The organism is Nocardia sp. CC227C, assembly GCF_030767025.1.
Lineage (GTDB): Bacteria > Actinomycetota > Actinomycetes > Mycobacteriales > Mycobacteriaceae > Nocardia.
This window is the reverse complement of sequence record NZ_JASITE010000009.1, coordinates 156299-171916: the sequence shown is the minus strand read 5'-3', so window position 1 is coordinate 171916 and position 15618 is coordinate 156299. Positions and strand designations below refer to the sequence as shown.

The 15618-nt window shown below is 69.9% G+C and carries 12 protein-coding genes; 5 read left to right on the top strand and 7 right to left on the bottom strand.

Annotated features, from left to right (window positions below):
• Window positions 1–12 precede the first annotated feature (12 nt).
• Entirely contained in the window at window positions 13–1416 is a 1404-nt protein-coding gene (locus tag QMO76_RS20085) for a serine hydrolase (RefSeq protein WP_306362855.1), read from the bottom strand.
• A gap of 567 nt (window positions 1417–1983) precedes the next feature.
• Between QMO76_RS20085 and QMO76_RS20080 the strand changes: the two genes are divergently transcribed.
• Entirely contained in the window at window positions 1984–3774 is a 1791-nt protein-coding gene (locus QMO76_RS20080) for a hypothetical protein (RefSeq protein WP_306362854.1), read from the top strand.
• Window positions 3775–3802: 28 nt separating this feature from the next.
• Here QMO76_RS20080 and QMO76_RS20075 read toward each other — a convergent pair whose 3' ends face one another.
• Window positions 3803–4819 (bottom strand): DMT family transporter, encoded by a 1017-nt coding sequence (locus QMO76_RS20075; protein ID WP_306362853.1) that lies wholly within the window; start codon window positions 4817–4819, stop codon window positions 3803–3805.
• A 74-nt stretch (window positions 4820–4893) separates the two neighbouring features.
• On the opposite strand from QMO76_RS20075, the gene QMO76_RS20070 reads away from it, so the two are divergent.
• From QMO76_RS20070 to QMO76_RS20055, 4 genes are all read left to right on the top strand, one after another.
• Window positions 4894–6198 (top strand): LysR substrate-binding domain-containing protein, encoded by a 1305-nt coding sequence (locus tag QMO76_RS20070; RefSeq protein ID WP_306362852.1) that lies wholly within the window; start codon window positions 4894–4896, stop codon window positions 6196–6198.
• The gene (locus QMO76_RS20065; RefSeq protein WP_306362955.1) at window positions 6195–7412 is read left to right on the top strand and encodes an RNA polymerase sigma factor; all 1218 of its coding nucleotides are present in this window, start codon (window positions 6195–6197) and stop codon (window positions 7410–7412) included. The genes QMO76_RS20070 and QMO76_RS20065 overlap by 4 nt, the downstream gene beginning before the upstream one ends.
• Window positions 7413–7523: 111 nt before the next feature.
• Window positions 7524–8018: an SRPBCC domain-containing protein gene (locus QMO76_RS20060; RefSeq protein ID WP_306362851.1), complete on the top strand. Its 495-nt coding sequence runs from the start codon at window positions 7524–7526 to the stop codon at window positions 8016–8018.
• 75 nt (window positions 8019–8093) lie between these two features.
• On the top strand, window positions 8094–9314 hold the full coding sequence (locus tag QMO76_RS20055; protein WP_306362850.1) for a cytochrome P450: 1221 nt from the start codon (window positions 8094–8096) through the stop codon (window positions 9312–9314).
• Between the two features lie 34 nt (window positions 9315–9348).
• On the opposite strand, the gene QMO76_RS20050 is transcribed toward QMO76_RS20055, so the two are convergent.
• The 5 genes from QMO76_RS20050 to QMO76_RS20030 form a co-directional block, all read right to left on the bottom strand.
• Window positions 9349–10158: an SAM-dependent methyltransferase gene (locus QMO76_RS20050; RefSeq protein WP_306362849.1), complete on the bottom strand. Its 810-nt coding sequence runs from the start codon at window positions 10156–10158 to the stop codon at window positions 9349–9351.
• Complete coding sequence (locus QMO76_RS20045) at window positions 10155–11507, bottom strand: diguanylate cyclase domain-containing protein (RefSeq protein ID WP_306362848.1); 1353 nt, start codon at window positions 11505–11507, stop codon at window positions 10155–10157. The genes QMO76_RS20050 and QMO76_RS20045 overlap by 4 nt, the downstream gene beginning before the upstream one ends.
• Before the next feature lie 133 nt (window positions 11508–11640).
• The gene (ligA, locus tag QMO76_RS20040; RefSeq protein ID WP_306362847.1) at window positions 11641–13632 is read right to left on the bottom strand and encodes an NAD-dependent DNA ligase LigA; all 1992 of its coding nucleotides are present in this window, start codon (window positions 13630–13632) and stop codon (window positions 11641–11643) included.
• A gap of 177 nt (window positions 13633–13809) precedes the next feature.
• Window positions 13810–14655, bottom strand: a complete 846-nt coding sequence (locus QMO76_RS20035) for a 3-hydroxybutyryl-CoA dehydrogenase (RefSeq protein ID WP_306362846.1) — start codon at window positions 14653–14655, stop codon at window positions 13810–13812.
• 92 nt (window positions 14656–14747) lie between these two features.
• The gene (locus QMO76_RS20030) at window positions 14748–15611 is read right to left on the bottom strand and encodes an ADP-ribosylglycohydrolase family protein (RefSeq protein ID WP_306362845.1); all 864 of its coding nucleotides are present in this window, start codon (window positions 15609–15611) and stop codon (window positions 14748–14750) included.
• Between the last annotated feature and the right edge of the window lie 7 nt (window positions 15612–15618).

Sequence of the window (15618 nt, the reverse complement as noted above, 5' to 3'; positions counted from 1 at the left end):
GCCGGTCGCGGGCTACCGGGGTGTGTTGCCGAGGGCGAGTACCGCGGCCGCGACCTGTCCGCCGACGTCGAGGAGTAGCCGAAAGACGTCCACCGGGACGGGTTTCCCGTTGCACCACAGCACATTGCAGGCTGTGGAGGCGTACGGGCCGACCCCGAGCAGGACGGCGGCCGCGTTGAGCGGATCGACCAGCTTGCCGAGATCGTCGAGACCGCTCAGCCGCAGCGGCTGGTGGGGGTACCGGTACGGGTCGTCGTGGGGTTCGCCGGGTACGTCGTTCACGGCGGCGGTCACCCGCCGGAAGAGTTCCGCGTTGTCGGGGTTGCCGCTACCGGTGAGCAGTGCGATCGGGTTGGTGAAGTCGAGGCGGGTCGGTATGCCGAGCCGGACTATCACGAGGTCGCGACTGGGGACGATGGTGACGAACTGGCCGAGTGCGCCCTCGAGCGTGTACAGGTCGCGGGGGGAGCCCGGGAATACCGGGTGGTCGTAGGTATTGGCGACCGGTACCTCGGTGCCTCGGTAGCTGTCTCCGGCATTGAGCCAGAACAGGAATCCGTAGCCGCCGTTGGTGTCGCTCGGGGTGCGAGCTTGGCGTAGGTAGTCGGCGTCGATGATTCGACGGTCCTGCCAGCGGCCCTCCTGGAGCAGTAAGCGGCCCAGCCGTCCCAGATCCGCGGGTCGCATGGCGAGGCCGCCGTTGACGGCGGTGTTGCCGCTCCGATCACGCAGCCAGACCCAGTTCGGGCGGTCGATACCCACGGGGCCGAAGAGCTCTCGTTGCGCGAAGTCCTGGAAGTCGAGTCCGGTGGTGGTCTCGACGATCTGCACCAGCAGCACGATGACGTTCTGGGCGTACTGGAAGGTGGTGCCCGGCTCGTGATCGAACGGCTGCGCCAGCGTTTGCGCGGCGGCGTCGGTGTAGAGACCGGCGACGTCGGTGGGCCAACTGAAGCGCAGGCCGGTGTTCTGGTTCAGGACCTGACGGACGGTGAGCGCGGCGTGCTCGGGATCGGCCTGCGGAAAGAACGTCCCGAGGGTGTCGTCGACGGTGAAGTAGCCCATCGAGATCGCACGTCCGAACACCATGGAGGCGATGCCCTTGGTGGCGCTCGCCAGCGGCAGTGGCAGGTTTCCGGTCGGGGTCCGGTCACCGACGAGGCAGCCGTGGCGATAGATCTGCAGCGCATACCCGCCCGCGCGTGCGCCGAACTCGAGCGCGTCGTCCACCGCGGCCGGATCCATTCCCGTCATGGCGGGATCACGGCGCTCGAACAGCTGTCCGGCGGCCGGTTCCGCGCAGTCGGCCTCGAGGTCGGACTGGGCGGCGACGGGCGGGGCGGACAGGGAGAGGGTGGCGACCAGGGCGGCGGTCCCCAGGGAACTCGCCCAGGTGCGGCGAAACATCATGGACATGGGTCTCTCGGTCGGTGGATTCGAAGAGTTCGGGTCGGCACCGGGATTTGTGGAACCGACTGGTTTCGAAAACACTAGCGACGGCGTGGTGCGCCGCACAATGACCCGCCGGCGGTGATGGCGCTCACCGTCCTGGCAATGGATCCGACCGGCACGCTATGAACTGCGCGTTTGTACTTTCGTACCGAGCTTGCGCCGCGCCGTTGTGCAGCGCGACATCGGCCGTCGGCGACCTGCTGGCGGATACCGTCAGCTCTCGCCGGGCGTTCTTCGACGCCGCCAGATTGCGGCAGGCACAGATGCGGCAGTGCGTGACTGTGCCTGCGCACATTGATGTATGACACACTACGGCCGAGGCTGTGACGCAGCGCATAACGGCCGGGTGCCAGGGCGAGCTCGGCTCGCGGTGGTGGTGATATCGCCGATCCGGGCCGTGGCCGAACACTCGATGCCGACGAGCGACGCCGTATGTGCGAGACGACCGAGTTCGAGTGCGACGGTCGGGAGACCGTCGCGCCAGTGGGTGTGCCCGCACGGCGGGCATGCCGTTCGACCTAGGGGGCGAATGTGTTGTTCCGCTCTGCGCGCGGCCGCAGCTGGATTGTCGCGGCCGTGGCGGTGACGGCGATCGCGGGATCATCGGTCGCCGTTCCTGCGCATGCCACGCCGACGCCCGAACGGAGCGAATCGATCGTTGATTCGGCGGCCGGACCGTCCGATGTCATCACCTCCTACGTCACCTTGGATTCGCCGCTGCCGTCGGCGGCGGGCCCGCGGCCGGAGGCCTGTGACCGCATCGGGTACCTGCGATTCCGGCATGCGGACGGGCCACAGCGCTCGTCCGAGGCAGATGCCATCGTCACCGCGCAGCCGGGCTTCTACGCCGGGGCCGCCAGCCTCGCCATCAATGCCCGGCAGGTGGTGGCGAAGGCTGCCGCGCAGGGGCGCCACATCGAGTACTGGGCGATCAGCCGCCGGTCCAACTGCCTGGTCGACAACACCGGCCTGCTCGCCGCCGAACGGTCCGGTGACGCCGGTGTCGCGCTCGACTACTACTTCCACGGAAAGCCCGTGGACGGCAAGGTGTTCGAGGGATTCCTCGACTGGAGCCGACTCGGATTCCTGCGGTCGATAGATCAGGTGCAGACCATCGGCGATTGGCGGCGTATCGTCACCGAAGCGGTGCCCGATCCCGCGACCGGCCCGACGGTGTTCTGTGGCGGGCACTCCTACGGGGGGTTGGTCACCAGCCTGCTGGCCGGCTGGGACTTCGACGGCGATCCGGCCACCACCGCCGACTCGGGCGCCGCGCTGTGCAGCGGCGGCGTATTCGCCCTCGATACGCTGGTGTCCACCGATCCCGCCGGGCTGGCACGCAATCCCGTACTGGGACCGCTGGCGGGTGCCGCGGGGGCGGTGGCGAACACCGCGGCGAGCACGCTGGTCGCGGCGGGAGTCGCGCCCGACACCGATACCCTCATCGGTGCCACGCCCATGGTGTTCACCCTGGTGACCATTGCCGCGCTCGCGGCGTACTTCGCGCCGGATCGCGAGTCCGACCTGCTGCGCCGTCTACCGCACAACCTCCAGCTGGACGCCAATCTGCAAGTGCTGCTTGGCCGTTCGCCGCTGGATCCGGCGGTGCGCGACTTCCGGTTCACCAATGCCGCCCTGTTCGGGGCGCTCATGGACAAGAACTCCCAGTTCATAGCGGGCTTCCAGGCGGGCGTCGGCAGTTTCGACGGTTGCCCGGTCGGTGACCGTTCCTTCCCGCTACCGCAGTGGATCGCCGACATCCCGCTGGTCGGTCCGGTGATCGATCGGACCGCGGGTCCGGGCGGGGCCAAGGTGGGCCCGCTCGATCCGGCCGTCCTGTGCGGCTGGCGTGGCTACCGGGAGGAGCCGCAGCCGCGCGCGGACGGGTCCCCGTACGAGACGAGGGAATCCAATGTCACCGACCTGCGCGAACTCGCACTGTCCATGTTCGACACCCCGGCGACGATGTTCGAACCCTACTTCCCGACCATGCTGCAACTGGACAACACGGCGTTCACGCAGGCGTACGCCAGGTCCGGGAAGTTCGCGAACCTGCTGTGGCCCGAAGCGTCACGACAGCTGCCCACTCTCACCGTGCTGGGCGGCGAGGGAATCGTGGCGGAACCACTGCGGCTCGTGAGCCCCCTGTTCGCGCTGCTGAATCCCGCTGTGCCACTGCTGCCCGCCGAAGCCGTCCAGGCTCCGCACTATCGCCACGCCGACGTGGTCTCGGCCGCCGCCGAACAGAACGACGGTGAACCGGAGAAGGTGAGCACCGCACTCGCCGATTTCATCGTCGAGCACTCGGATCGGAACGGATAGTGCTCTGGACGGGCCGTCGGGCTGTGCGTCATGCGGTCCGCCGGTCACTCGCTGCCGGGACGGCGCGCTGCCCGCGGGTCGCGAGGTACGCGGTGACGACGACCACGGCGCAGCCCCCGAACTGGAGGGCGGTGAGGTGTTCGCCGATGCCTACGCCGAGGGCGATGGCCAGGACGGGGTGCAGGGCGAGGAGAGCGGAGCCGGTGCCGGGGGACAGGCGGGGGAGCGCGGTGGTGATGAGCAGCCAGGTGAGGACCTGGCCGAGGAGCGCCAGTGCGAGCAGCCAGCCCATGGCGCTGCGGTCGGGGGTGAAATCTATTCCGCCCCAGAGCAGTCCGAATGCGCCCGCGGTGCAGGCGGCGGCGGTGGTGGATGTGCACACGGGGGTGACGGCCGAACCGGCGATGCTGCCGCGGCGCATGAGATAGAGGTAGCCGGAGTAGGCCAGTCCGGCGCAGGTGCCGTAGGCCAGACCCGCGAGCGGGTCGCCGGCACCGGTGGGGCCTGCGGTCGCACCGCTGGCCAGCACGATGCCGACGAGCATGATCGGTGCGGTCAGCCGGAATCGCCGCGGGACCGGTGTGCGGTCCACGGCGGCGGCCAGGATCGGGAACACGATGATCTGGATATTGATCAGAACCGTGGACACCGCCGCGCCCACCTCGTGGATGCTCGCCGACCAGAACACGTAGTCGATGCCCAGTAGCGCTCCCGCGGCCAGGGGTGCGGGATGGATTCGCCACGAGGCAGCGGCGGAGGCAGAGGCAGCGGCGGAGGCGGAGGCGGCGGCAGCGGAGGCGGAGGCGGCAGAGGCGGCGGCAGCGGCGGCGGCAGCACGGCGGCGTTCGGCGAGCGCGAGCGGGATGAGCACGGGCAGGGCGAGGGCGCATCGGAAGAACGCGGCGGTCCCCGCGCTGGTCGCGGCGAGGGCGATGAACGCGGCCGAGGCGGCGGTGCAGGTCACGCCGGTCAGCAGCAGCAACTCCGGCGGGATACCGCGCAGACCGAGGGGCCGTGCGGGCGGTGAGGTGGGCGTGACGGTCATAGTTGTCACCGTGCGGCATGCGAGAGATTAGGAACAGTCCGCATTTCTTGGCGGAAATCAGTAGCGTTGCTTAGGTGTTCGGATTGGATCGGCTGCGCGCGCTCGCGGCCGTCGCGTCGCACGGCTCCATCGCGGGTGCGGCGCGGGAACTGCACATCACCGCCTCCGGGCTCTCGCAGCAGATCGACAAGCTGGAACGGGAGACCGGTCACCAACTGCTGGAGCCCGCCGGCCGGGGCATCCGGCTCACCCGCGCCGGCCTGGTGCTGGCCGCCCACGCGCGGGCGGTCGTGCGGTGCGCCGAGGCCGCGGAGGCCGATCTGCGGGATCTGCGGGGCGAAGCCGTCGGGCCGCTGCGTATCGGCGCGGTGAGCAGCACCGTGCGCGGACTGCTGACCACCGCACTGGGTTCGCTCCTGCGCGAGCATCCACGGGTGCGACCGAGCGTGTGCGACGGCGAGGTGATCGAGTTGTTGCCGCGGCTGTTCACCGGGGATCTCGACGCCGTGCTCGCCGACGACTGGCCGACGCGTCCGCTGCGGCTGCCCGACGGCGTTGTCGGGCATGTGCTGCTCAGCGAGTCGGTCGATATCGCCCTCGCCGCCGATCACCCCCTCGCCGCCGCCGATGAACTCGATCTCGCGGCTCTGGGTGACCTGGCGTGGACGAACTGCCCGGCCGGAACCGACCCGTACGACGCCCTCCTGCACTGGGGCCGCGGGTGCGGTGTGGAACCCGAAATCCGTTATACGGTGGCCGATTACGCCACCCAATTGAGTCTGGTCGCAGCCGGTCTGGCGGCCGCGCTGATTCCGGAACTCGCACAGCGCGCCGCACCGCCGGGGGTGCGGTTCGTTCGCTGTGCCACACCGCTGCGCCGGGATATCCGGATGGTCTGGCGCGCCGCCGCGGAGGGGCCGCTCATCCGCGCCCTGATGTCCGCGCTGCGCGAGGGCGTCTCGACCTGGACCGAGCGTGCGGAGTCGGTGTCGGGGTCCCGCGTTTCGCTGGTTCGCGACGGGTCGGTCCGGCATATTGGGGGCATGAAGTACGTCTTGCTGATCTGCGACGACGAGAAGATCGTGCCGAGCATGGCGGAGATCGCGGCGGATCCGGCGTTCGCGGAGTACTCCGCGGAGGTGGAACGACGCGGCGGCGTGTTGGGCGGTGCGCGGTTGCGGCCGGTGGCCGATGCGACGACGGTGCGGGTGCGGGACGGGGAGACGCTGGTGTCCGATGGGCCGTTCGCGGAGACGAAGGACTTCATCGGCGGTATCGACATCATCGAGTGCGCGGATCTGGACGAGGCGATCGAGATCGCGGCGCGGCACCCGTATGCGAGCCGGGGGTGCGTCGAGGTCCGGCCCGTGTGGGAATGACCGCGCCGCAGCAGGTTCGAGACGCCGTCGCGGCGGCGTACCGGGACGAGTGGGGGCAGGTGGTCGCCACCCTGATCGGGGCGACGGGGGACTGGCAACTGGCCGAGGACTGCGCGCAGGACGCGTTCGCCGCGGCATTGGTGGCGTGGGAGCGCGACGGCGTTCCGAATCGTCCGGGGGCGTGGCTCACCACGACGGCGCGCAACCGCGCCACCGACCGGCTGCGCCGCGACACCGCCGCGAGCAGGAAACTGCGGCAGCTCGCCGTGCTGATCCGGGATCCCGTCGAACCCGCGACGACCGCCATCCCGGACGAGCTGTTGCGGCTGATCTTCACGTGTTGCCATCCCGCGCTGCCGTTTCCGGCCCGGGTCGCGCTCACCCTGCGGACGCTGGCGGGGCTGAGTACGGCCGAGATCGCGCGGGCGTTCCTGACCGCCGAGTCCACCATGGCGCAGCGCCTGGTGCGCGCCAAGCGCAAGATCGTCGAGGCCGGGATCCCGTATCGGGTGCCACCGGCGGAACTGTTGCCGCACCGGCTGCCCGCGGTGCTGGCGGTGCTCTATCTGATCTTCAATCAGGGGTACGGCGACGAGGACGGACAGCGTGCGCTGACGGGCGAGGGCATCCACCTCGCCCGGATGCTGGCCCGACTGCTGCCCGCCGAGCCCGAGGTGCGCGGTCTGCTGGCGCTGATGCTGTTGCACGAGGCGCGCCGGGACCAGCGCACCGCCGACGGCGTGCTGGTCACGCTGGAGGACCAGGACCGGTCCCGCTGGGATCGCGCGCTGATCGCGGAGGGCGTGGCCACGCTGGACGAGGCGCTGACCCTGCGGCGTCCCGGGCCGTATCAGGTGCAGGCCGCGATCGCCGCCTGCCACGCCACCGCGCCCGATGCCGCGGGCACCGACTGGGCGCAGATCGCGCTGCTCTACGGCGAGCTGGCGCGGCTGGCGCCCTCACCCGTGGTCGAGCTCAATCGCGCGGTGGCGGTGGCCATGTCCGCGGGCATCCCGGAGGGTCTGGCCCTGGTCGACGAGCTCGCCGCGTCCGGACGCCTGGACGGCTACTACCTGCTGCCCGCGACCCGGGCGGACCTGCTGCGCCGGGACGGCCGGGCCGACGCGGCGGCCTCGGCCTACGAGGAAGCGTTGACGCTGGCACCGACCGATGCCGAGCGCCGCTATCTCGCCGACCGGCTGCGCGGGCTCTGACCTGCGCCTCGGCCGTTCCACAAGATTCTCGGGAAATTTCTCGCGCCGATGTCGATCCCGCGCATGGCCCTTCGTCGGTGGGGCAAAACCACCCGATGGAGAGGAACGACAATGTCGAACACCCAGCACCTGACCGCCACCATGTCCGTCGACCGCACCCCCGACGAGGTCTACGCGGCCATCACCGATGTCCGCGGCTGGTGGAACGAGAACATCATCGGCGACACCGTCGCGGTGCACGACGAATTCATCTTCACCGACGACAGCAAGTACGCGGGCGAGACCGTCCGGGACAAGACCGGCATCCGCTACTGCCGATTCCGCATCACCGAGGCCGTCCCCGGCGAGCGGATGGTCTGGCACGTCGTGGACTCGGTGCTCACCTTCATCGCCGACCGGGACGAGTGGACCGGCACCGACGTCGTCTTCGATCTCCGCGCCACCCCGGAGGGCGCCACCCTCCATTTCACCCATGTGGGTCTCGACGCCGCGGCATCGGAGTGCTTCGAAGCCTGCTACGGCGGCTGGAACTTCTACATCACCAAGAGCCTGCCGCAGCTGATCACCACCGGCACCGGCGATCCCATTACGAAGTACGACTCCTGAATCGGTGCCGTCCCAGCGCGCAACTGTGGATACAGCGTGGTTCACTTCTGGTGATCATGTGTCACAGGAGGTTTCGTGCCGTCTCTGCCCCCCGGTTTCGATTTCACCGATCCGGACCTGCTCGCCCAGCGGCTGCCCGTCGAGGAATTCGCCGAACTGCGCCGCACCGCACCGGTGTACTGGAATCCGCAGTCCGACGCCAGTAGCGGATTCGATACCGGCGGTTACTGGGTCGTCACCAGACTCGAAGACATCAAGGAGATTTCGCGGAACCCGGAGGTGTTCTCCGCCGAGGAGAACACCGCGGTCATCCGGCAACCCAGCGACGCCACCCGGGCGGAGATCGAGATCCAGCGCGCGATGCTGCTGAATATGGACCCGCCCAAGCACACCCGGTATCGGCGCATCATCGCCAGGGGCTTCACGCCGCGCGCGGTGGCGTCGCTGCGGGATGCGCTGCGGGCGCGCGCCGAGCGAATCGTGCACGAGGCCAGGGCATCCGGTGGCGGTGACTTCGTCGAACAGGTGGCCGCCGAGCTGCCGGTGCAGGCCATCGCTGAGCTGCTGGGGGTGCCGCCGGACGACCGCGGGCAGCTGTTCGAGTGGACCAATCAGATGATGGGCTACGACGATCCGGACTACGAGGGCGACCACCGGATGGCCACCGCCGGGGTCATGGGCTACGCGTGGAACCTCGCCGAGCACAAGCGCGGCTGTCCGGCCGACGACATCGTCACCTCGCTGCTGCGGGCCGATGTCGACGGCGCGGGCCTGACCTCGGAGGAGTTCGCGTGGTTCGTGGTGCTGCTCATCGTCGGCGGCAACGAGACCACCCGCAATGCCATCAGCCTCGGCATGAAGGCGTTCGTCGACCACCCGGAGCAATGGGAGATCTACAAGGCGCGGCGTCCGCGCACCGCGCCCGACGAGATCGTGCGCTGGGCGACCCCGGTGGTGGCGATTCAGCGCACCGCGCTGCGCGACACCGAGATCGGCGGTCGGCCCATCGCGAAGGGGGACCGGATCGGATTGTTCTACGCCTCGGCCAATTTCGACGAATCAGCCTTCGACGACCCCTTCCGGTTCGACATCCTGCGCGAGCACAATCCGCACGTCGCGTTCGGCGGCTCCGGCAACCACCACTGCGCCGGCGCCAATCTGGCCCGCCTGGAAATCGACCTGATGTTCGACACCATCGCCGACGTGATGCCCGACCTGCGGGAGATCTCCCCGCCCGTCCGCCTGCGCTCGGGCTGGCTGAACGCGATCAAGAGCTGGAAGGTCGCCTACGACTGACCGATCCGGTGGGCGGGCATCGACGTCGGCGTGGTCAGCGGGTCATGCCGACGCCCGCGTAATCGTGGAAGCGGTTGGTGGCCGGTTCGGCGGGTTCCTCGGAGTCGGGCCGCCAGCGCTCGAGGGTGACCAGTCCGGGCTCGAGGAGGTCGAATCCGTCGAACAGCGCGTGCACCCGGTCGTAGGGGCGCAGCTGGAGCGGGGTGGGGGTCGCGCGGGTCATATCGATGACGCCCTGCACCGCCTCGGGCGGACCGTCGCTGCTGAAGTGCGACAGCGCCAGGTAGCTGCCCTTCGGCAGGGTGTCGCGGATGCGGGCGATCAGACCGGCGGGATCGGCGGAGTCGGGGATGAAATGCAGGATGGCCACCAGGAGCACGGCGACGGGTTGGTCGAAGTCGATCAGACCGCGGACGTCCGGGTCGGCGAGAATATCGTCGATCTTGCGGAAATCACCGTGCACCGCGACGGTATTCGGCACATCGGTCAGCAGAGACCGGCTCATCGACACCGCGACCGGATCGATGTCCACATAGGCCACCCGCGCCGCCGGATCGAGCGCCTGCACGACCTCGTGCACATTGCCGGAGGTGGGAATGCCGGAACCGATGTCGAGGAACTGCCGCACCCCCGCACGGCTCAGTTCCAGCGTCGCGCGGCGTAGGAAGGCGCGGTTGGCGCGCATGATCGAGGGCAGCTCCGGCCACAGCACCGAGCCGCGGCGCACGAACTCGCGGTCGACCTCGAAATTGTGCATGCCGCCGACGCAGTAGTCGTAGATGCGCGCCGCGCAGGGGACGGTGGGGTCGACGGTGGGCGGCGCCCAGTCGGGAAGGGTGGTCATGGGGATACGCGTCTTTCGGTCGTGGTGATCGGATCGGGATCGGTGTCGAGGGTCCAGGTGCCGCGATGGCGGGACTTGGCGCGGTAGAGGCCGCGGTCGGCGGCGGCGATGAAGGTGTCGAGGTCGCCGGCGTCGGCGCGCCGCACCGTCACTCCCACGCTGCCGGAGACGCGGATCGCCTCGTCGTCGAGCGGGATCGGCTCCGCCAGCGCGGTGATCAGCGCGTTCGCGGCGGCAATGACATCCGGGGTGGTCGTCGGCGGGGTGATCAGGACGACGAACTCGTCACCGCCGAGCCGGACCAGCAGCCGGCCCGGGCAGCCCGCCCGCTCGCGCAGCCGCTCGGCGACAGCGATCAGCAGCCGGTCGCCGACGCCGTGCCCGTTGCGGTCGTTGACCTGTTTGAAGCCGTCCAGGTCCAGCAGGCACAGGCCGATCAGCTCGGTCGCCGCGCGCTGCCGGACGGCGGCGAACTCCTCGGCCAGCAGCAGCCGGTTGGGCAGACCGGTGAGCGGATCGTGTCGCGCCTGGTGATGCAGGGCCGACTGCACGCGGCGTCGCTCGGTGACGTCCTCGCCGATGGCGAGCAGATAGTCCTGGCCGTCGCCGATGCCGGTCACGAAGGTCACCGCCAGTGCGCCCCACAGCCATTCGCCGTCGGCGCTACGGAATCTCTTCTCGAAGCGGACGGTTCCGGAGCCGGAGGTGACCAGGTCACGGTAGATCATCTCCTGTACGTCGGGCAGGTCGTCGGGATGCAGATAGTCCAGCACGGCCGTGCCGAGCAGCCGCTCGACCGGCAGTCGCAGCATGGCGCACAGTGCGGCGTTGGCGTCGATGATCCGGCCGAAGACATCGCCGACCGCGATGGCGGCGGGGGCGTTGTCGAAGATGACCCGGAAACGTTTCTCGCTGGCCTGCAAGGCTTCCGCGGTCGCGTGCCGGGCCTCGGCGATGCCGCGCATGATCGCCTCCTGCTCGGCGAGGGTGCGCTCGCGCAGGGCGTCGGCGTACCCGGTGCCCAGCCCGCCGATGAGTTCGGCGAGGCGGGCGCGATAGGTGTACTCCGGCAGTCGATGCAGCAGGGTGGGTAGTCGGTTCAGCACGGCGGCGGAACGGGTGACGACGACGGGCGCGCTGTAGCCCATTTCCACCAGGCCCATCCCGATCTCGGATCCGGTCTCGGGATCGAAGTTCTCCCGGTCGAGCGCCGCCGCGAGCTGCCGGATCCACCGCGCCAGCCCGCCTTCCACCTCGTCGGTCGACTTGGGTACGAAGCTGGTGTCCGACAGCGCTTTTCGCCAGTGACGGGCCAGGCTGCGCACTTCGGCACCGTCGATCGGTCCCACCCGCGTCCTCTCCCTGTCCCGGCCGAGGTCGGCCCGGCCGATCACCTCGTTCTACCAGACGCCGCCCCGCGCCGCCCGAAAAGGACTGGACGTCACGAATATCGCTGCGCCACAGGGGAAGCGGAGTGGCGGTTCAGACGATATTGGCCTCGATCAGCATGGTCCAGATCCGGCCCTGGTCGACGACCTCGACGCCGAGCTTGTCCGCCTTGGTCAGTTTGGCGTCGCCGACACCCGCGCCGGTGATGAGCAGGTCGGTATTCGCCGACACCGAGGACGCGGCCGTGGCGCCGGCCTTCTCGCACAGGCGCTGGAAGGTCGGGCGGGCGACCTTCTCGCCGGAGCGGGGGTCGCTGATCGCGCCGGTGATGACCACCGTCTTGCCCGCCAGGGGTGCGCCCGCGGCCACGACCGGGGGCAGGTCCTCCGCGCGGACGTCGAGGGAGACACCCGCCGCGCGCAGCCGCTCGAGTTCCGGGCGCAGCCGCGTGAGGTGGGTGACGAGAGAGGCGGCGACCTTCGCGCCGATGTCCTCCACCGCCACCAAGCGCTCCTCGCCCGCGTCGGCGACCTCCTCCAGGGAGCCGAATCCGGCACGGGCCAGGCGGGCGGCGGTGCCGTCGGAGGCCATCGGGATCGCCAACCCGATCAGGGCGCGGCGCAGGCCGACCGCGCGGCTGGCGTCGATCGAATCGATCATGCGCTGTGCCGAGACCTCGCCGATGCGGTCGAATTCGAGCAGGCGCTCCTTGGTGAGGGTGTAGAAGTCCGAGGGGGCGGTGAGGATGCCCGCGTCGGCCAGACGCTCGATCCACACCGGTCCGATGGCGTCGATATCGGCGGCCGCCCGCGAGGCCCAGTGAATGAGCCTGCGCACCGTCTGCGCCGAGCAGGACACATTGGTGCAGAACAGTTCTCGGCTGTTGCCCTGTTCGACCACCGGCTGTTCGCAGGAGGGGCAGGCGGTGGGCGGCACGATCTCGCGTTCGGAGCCGGTGCGTTTCGAGGCGTCGAGCACGCCCGCCACGAACGGGATCACATCGCCCGCGCGGCGCACCAGCACCGTGTCACCGATCTTGATGTCGCGGGCGCGGATCACCTCCTGATTGGCCAGGGTGGCCTTGGTGACCGTGGTGCCGCCCACGAACACCGGTTCCAGCCAGGCGACCGGGACGATCTTGCCGGTCTTGCCCACATCCCAGACCACGTCGGCCAGCAGCGTCGTCTTCTCCTCGGCGGCGAACTTGAATGCCAGCGCACCGCGCGGGGAGTTCGACCGCGTTCCGGCCGCGGCGTAGGCGTCGCGGTCGGCCAGGCGCAGCACCGCGCCGTCGAGGTCGTAGTCGAGTTCGTTGCGGCCCTGCTCGACGGCGGTGATGGCGGCCTGCGCCTGCTCGGCGTCGGTGCAGTGGCGCATCCGCGCGCCCGCGATGCCCAGCGTCGTCAGGCCCTCCTCCAGATCGAGCGCGGCTCCACCCTCGGAGGTGTCCAGATCGAAACCGAAGAACCGCAGCCGCCGTTCGGCGACGGTGGCCGGATCCTTGGCACGCAGTGTGCCCGCCGCGGCATTGCGCGGGTTGATCAGCGGTTTGTCCGGATGCGCGGTGTTGTAGGCGGCGAAGGTCGAGCGCAGCATCACCGCCTCGCCGCGCACCTCCACCCGGCCCGGGGCATCGATCCGCTCGGGCACCCCGTCGACCAGGGCGCGGACCAGCACGGTCACGTCATCGCCGGTGGTGCCGTCGCCGCGGGTCACCGCACGGGTCAGCCGCCCGTCCTCGTACACCAGCGACAGGGACAGGCCGTCGAGTTTCGGCATCACCACCACCGGCTGGCCGGGGAAGCGGTTGAAGAACGCCTCGACCTGCTCGGGCGTGGTCGCCTTCTCCAGCGACAACATGGGACGCGCATGCCGGATCGGGGCGTGCAATACGTTGGGCGCGCCCACCTGCTCCAGCGGATTCGGATCGGGCGTCAGCTCCGGATGCGCCTCGACCAGCGCCCGCAGCTCATCCTCGATCGCGTCGTACTCGGCGTCCGCGACCAGCGGCGAGCCCTGATAGTAGGCGTCCCGCAGCACCATGATGCGGTCCGCGAGCTGTTGTATGCGTTCCCCAGTCTCCACAACCGCTGACGCTACCCATACCGACCGACATCGACGGGCAGGACGGCGCTGATTCCGGCATGCCCGCCGATCCGCCGCGCCGTGTGCACGCGCCGCGGCCGGATGCCGCGCGATTGTGCTCCGGGACCGGGACCGGGACCGGCGACGGCATCCGAACGCCGATCCCGGTGCGCGGCGTCAGTAGGTGTAGAACCCGCGACCGGTCTTGCGACCGAGGTAGCCCGCATCGACCATGCGGCGCAGCAGCACCGGGGGCGCGTACTGCGGTTCGCCGAATTCGGCGAACAGGGATTCGGCGACGGCCAGGGTGACGTCGAGACCGACGGTGTCGGTCAGGCGCAGCGGACCCATCGGGTGGGCGCAGCCGCTGACCATGCCCTCGTCGATATCCTCGGCGCTGGCGAAACCGGTCTCGTACATGCGGATCGCACCGCACAGGTACGGGATCAGCAGGGCGTTGACGATGAACCCGGCCTGATCCTTGGATTCGATGGTGCGCTTGCCCAGGATGTCGCGGGCGTAGGCGGTCACCTTGTCGGCGACCTCGCGGTCGGTCTTGAGCGTCACCACGACCTCGACCAGCGGCAGCACCGGGACCGGGTTGAAGAAGTGCACACCGACCACGCGGCCCGGGTTGGCGGTGGCGTTGGCCAGCCGGATCACCGGGATCGAGGAGGTGTTGGTGGCCAGGATGGTCTCCGGGGACACGATGGCGTCGAGTTTGGTGAAGAAGTCCGTCTTCAGCGACTCGATCTCGGGGGCCGCCTCGATGACCAGCTCGCGGTCGGCGAAATCGTCGATTGCCGTGGTGAGGGTGATGCGCGCGCGGGCCTCGTCGGCCGCGCCCTGCTCGAGGCGGCCCGACTTCACCGCCCGCGCCAGGGACTTCTCGATGCGGGCCACAGCGGCGTCGGCCGCCTCGGTGTCGCGTTCCAGAACCAGGACCGATCCGCCGGCGCGGGCCGCCACCTCCGCGATACCGGCACCCATGGTTCCGCCGCCGATCACTCCGATGCGTTGCACTGTCGCTGTCTCCTTGTACTCGGGATTCTCGCCGACCCATCTTGCTCGATCGGGCGCGCTCACCTTCACCTGGGCGCGGGTTGTGCGCGGTCTCAGCCGGTCGCCCAGGTCGGCAGCGGCTCGCGCGCCGACAGCCAGCGCGCCGGTACGCCGCGGACGCCGTTCTCGGTGCCGATTCCGGTGCGGGCCGCCACGATGCCGCCGACGATGGCGGCCGTGGTGTCCGCATCGCCCCCGGCTTCGACGCACGCGGTGACGGCGGCCGGATAGTCGTCGAGGAAGGTGGCGGCCGCCCACAGCGTGAACGGCACCGTGTCCTGCGCACTGACCTGAGCGCCGTTGCCGAGCTCGTGGGCCGCTTCGGCGACCGATCGGCCCAGCAGGCGGCGGGCGCGGCGAACGCCGTCCGAGGTGCGGCCGTCGATCAGGTACGGTTCCACCGCCTCCAGCAATTCGGTCGGCGGGCAGTGCCTGCCGCGGGTGGCCGCCGCGTGGCTCGCCGCGACGGCGACGAGCATGGCCGCCAGGATCGCCTCCGGATGCCGGTGGGTCACCTCGGCCGTCAGCGCGCCCTGCGCCGCCGCCCGGTCCGGATCCCCCGCGAAACGCGCGCCCAGCGGAGCGACTCGCATCGCCGCTCCGTTGCCCCAGGAGCCGTGTCCGTCGAACAGCGCGCCCGCGGCGTCGGACCAGGGGCGGCCGTCACGGATCTGGTGCAGCACGGCGACGGTGCCGCCGCTGTAGCCGCGGTAGGGCTCGCAGCGGTCGGCGAAGGCCGCCGCGAGCGTGTCGCGGTCGATATGGTCTCGGACGCGCAGCTGCGCGTAGACCGAGCAGGCCATCTCGGTATCGTCGGTCCACTGCCATGGACCTGCCGGTGGCCGACCGGCTAGCAGATCGGGGAGCGAACTCCCGGGAACGAAGAACTGCGCACCCAGCGCATCACCTACGGACAAGCCCTCG

Bases quoted from the DNA above. Each gene is read 5' to 3' on its own strand.
- QMO76_RS20065 (WP_306362955.1), top strand. From the start codon at position 6,195: ATGACCGCGCCGCAGCAGGTTCGAGACGCCGTCGCGGCGGCGTACCGG.
- QMO76_RS20050 (WP_306362849.1), bottom strand. From the start codon at position 10,158: ATGACCACCCTTCCCGACTGGGCGCCGCCCACCGTCGACCCCACCGTC.
- QMO76_RS20085 (WP_306362855.1), bottom strand. From the start codon at position 1,416: ATGTCCATGATGTTTCGCCGCACCTGGGCGAGTTCCCTGGGGACCGCC.
- QMO76_RS20060 (WP_306362851.1), top strand. From the start codon at position 7,524: ATGTCGAACACCCAGCACCTGACCGCCACCATGTCCGTCGACCGCACC.
- QMO76_RS20075 (WP_306362853.1), bottom strand. From the start codon at position 4,819: ATGACCGTCACGCCCACCTCACCGCCCGCACGGCCCCTCGGTCTGCGC.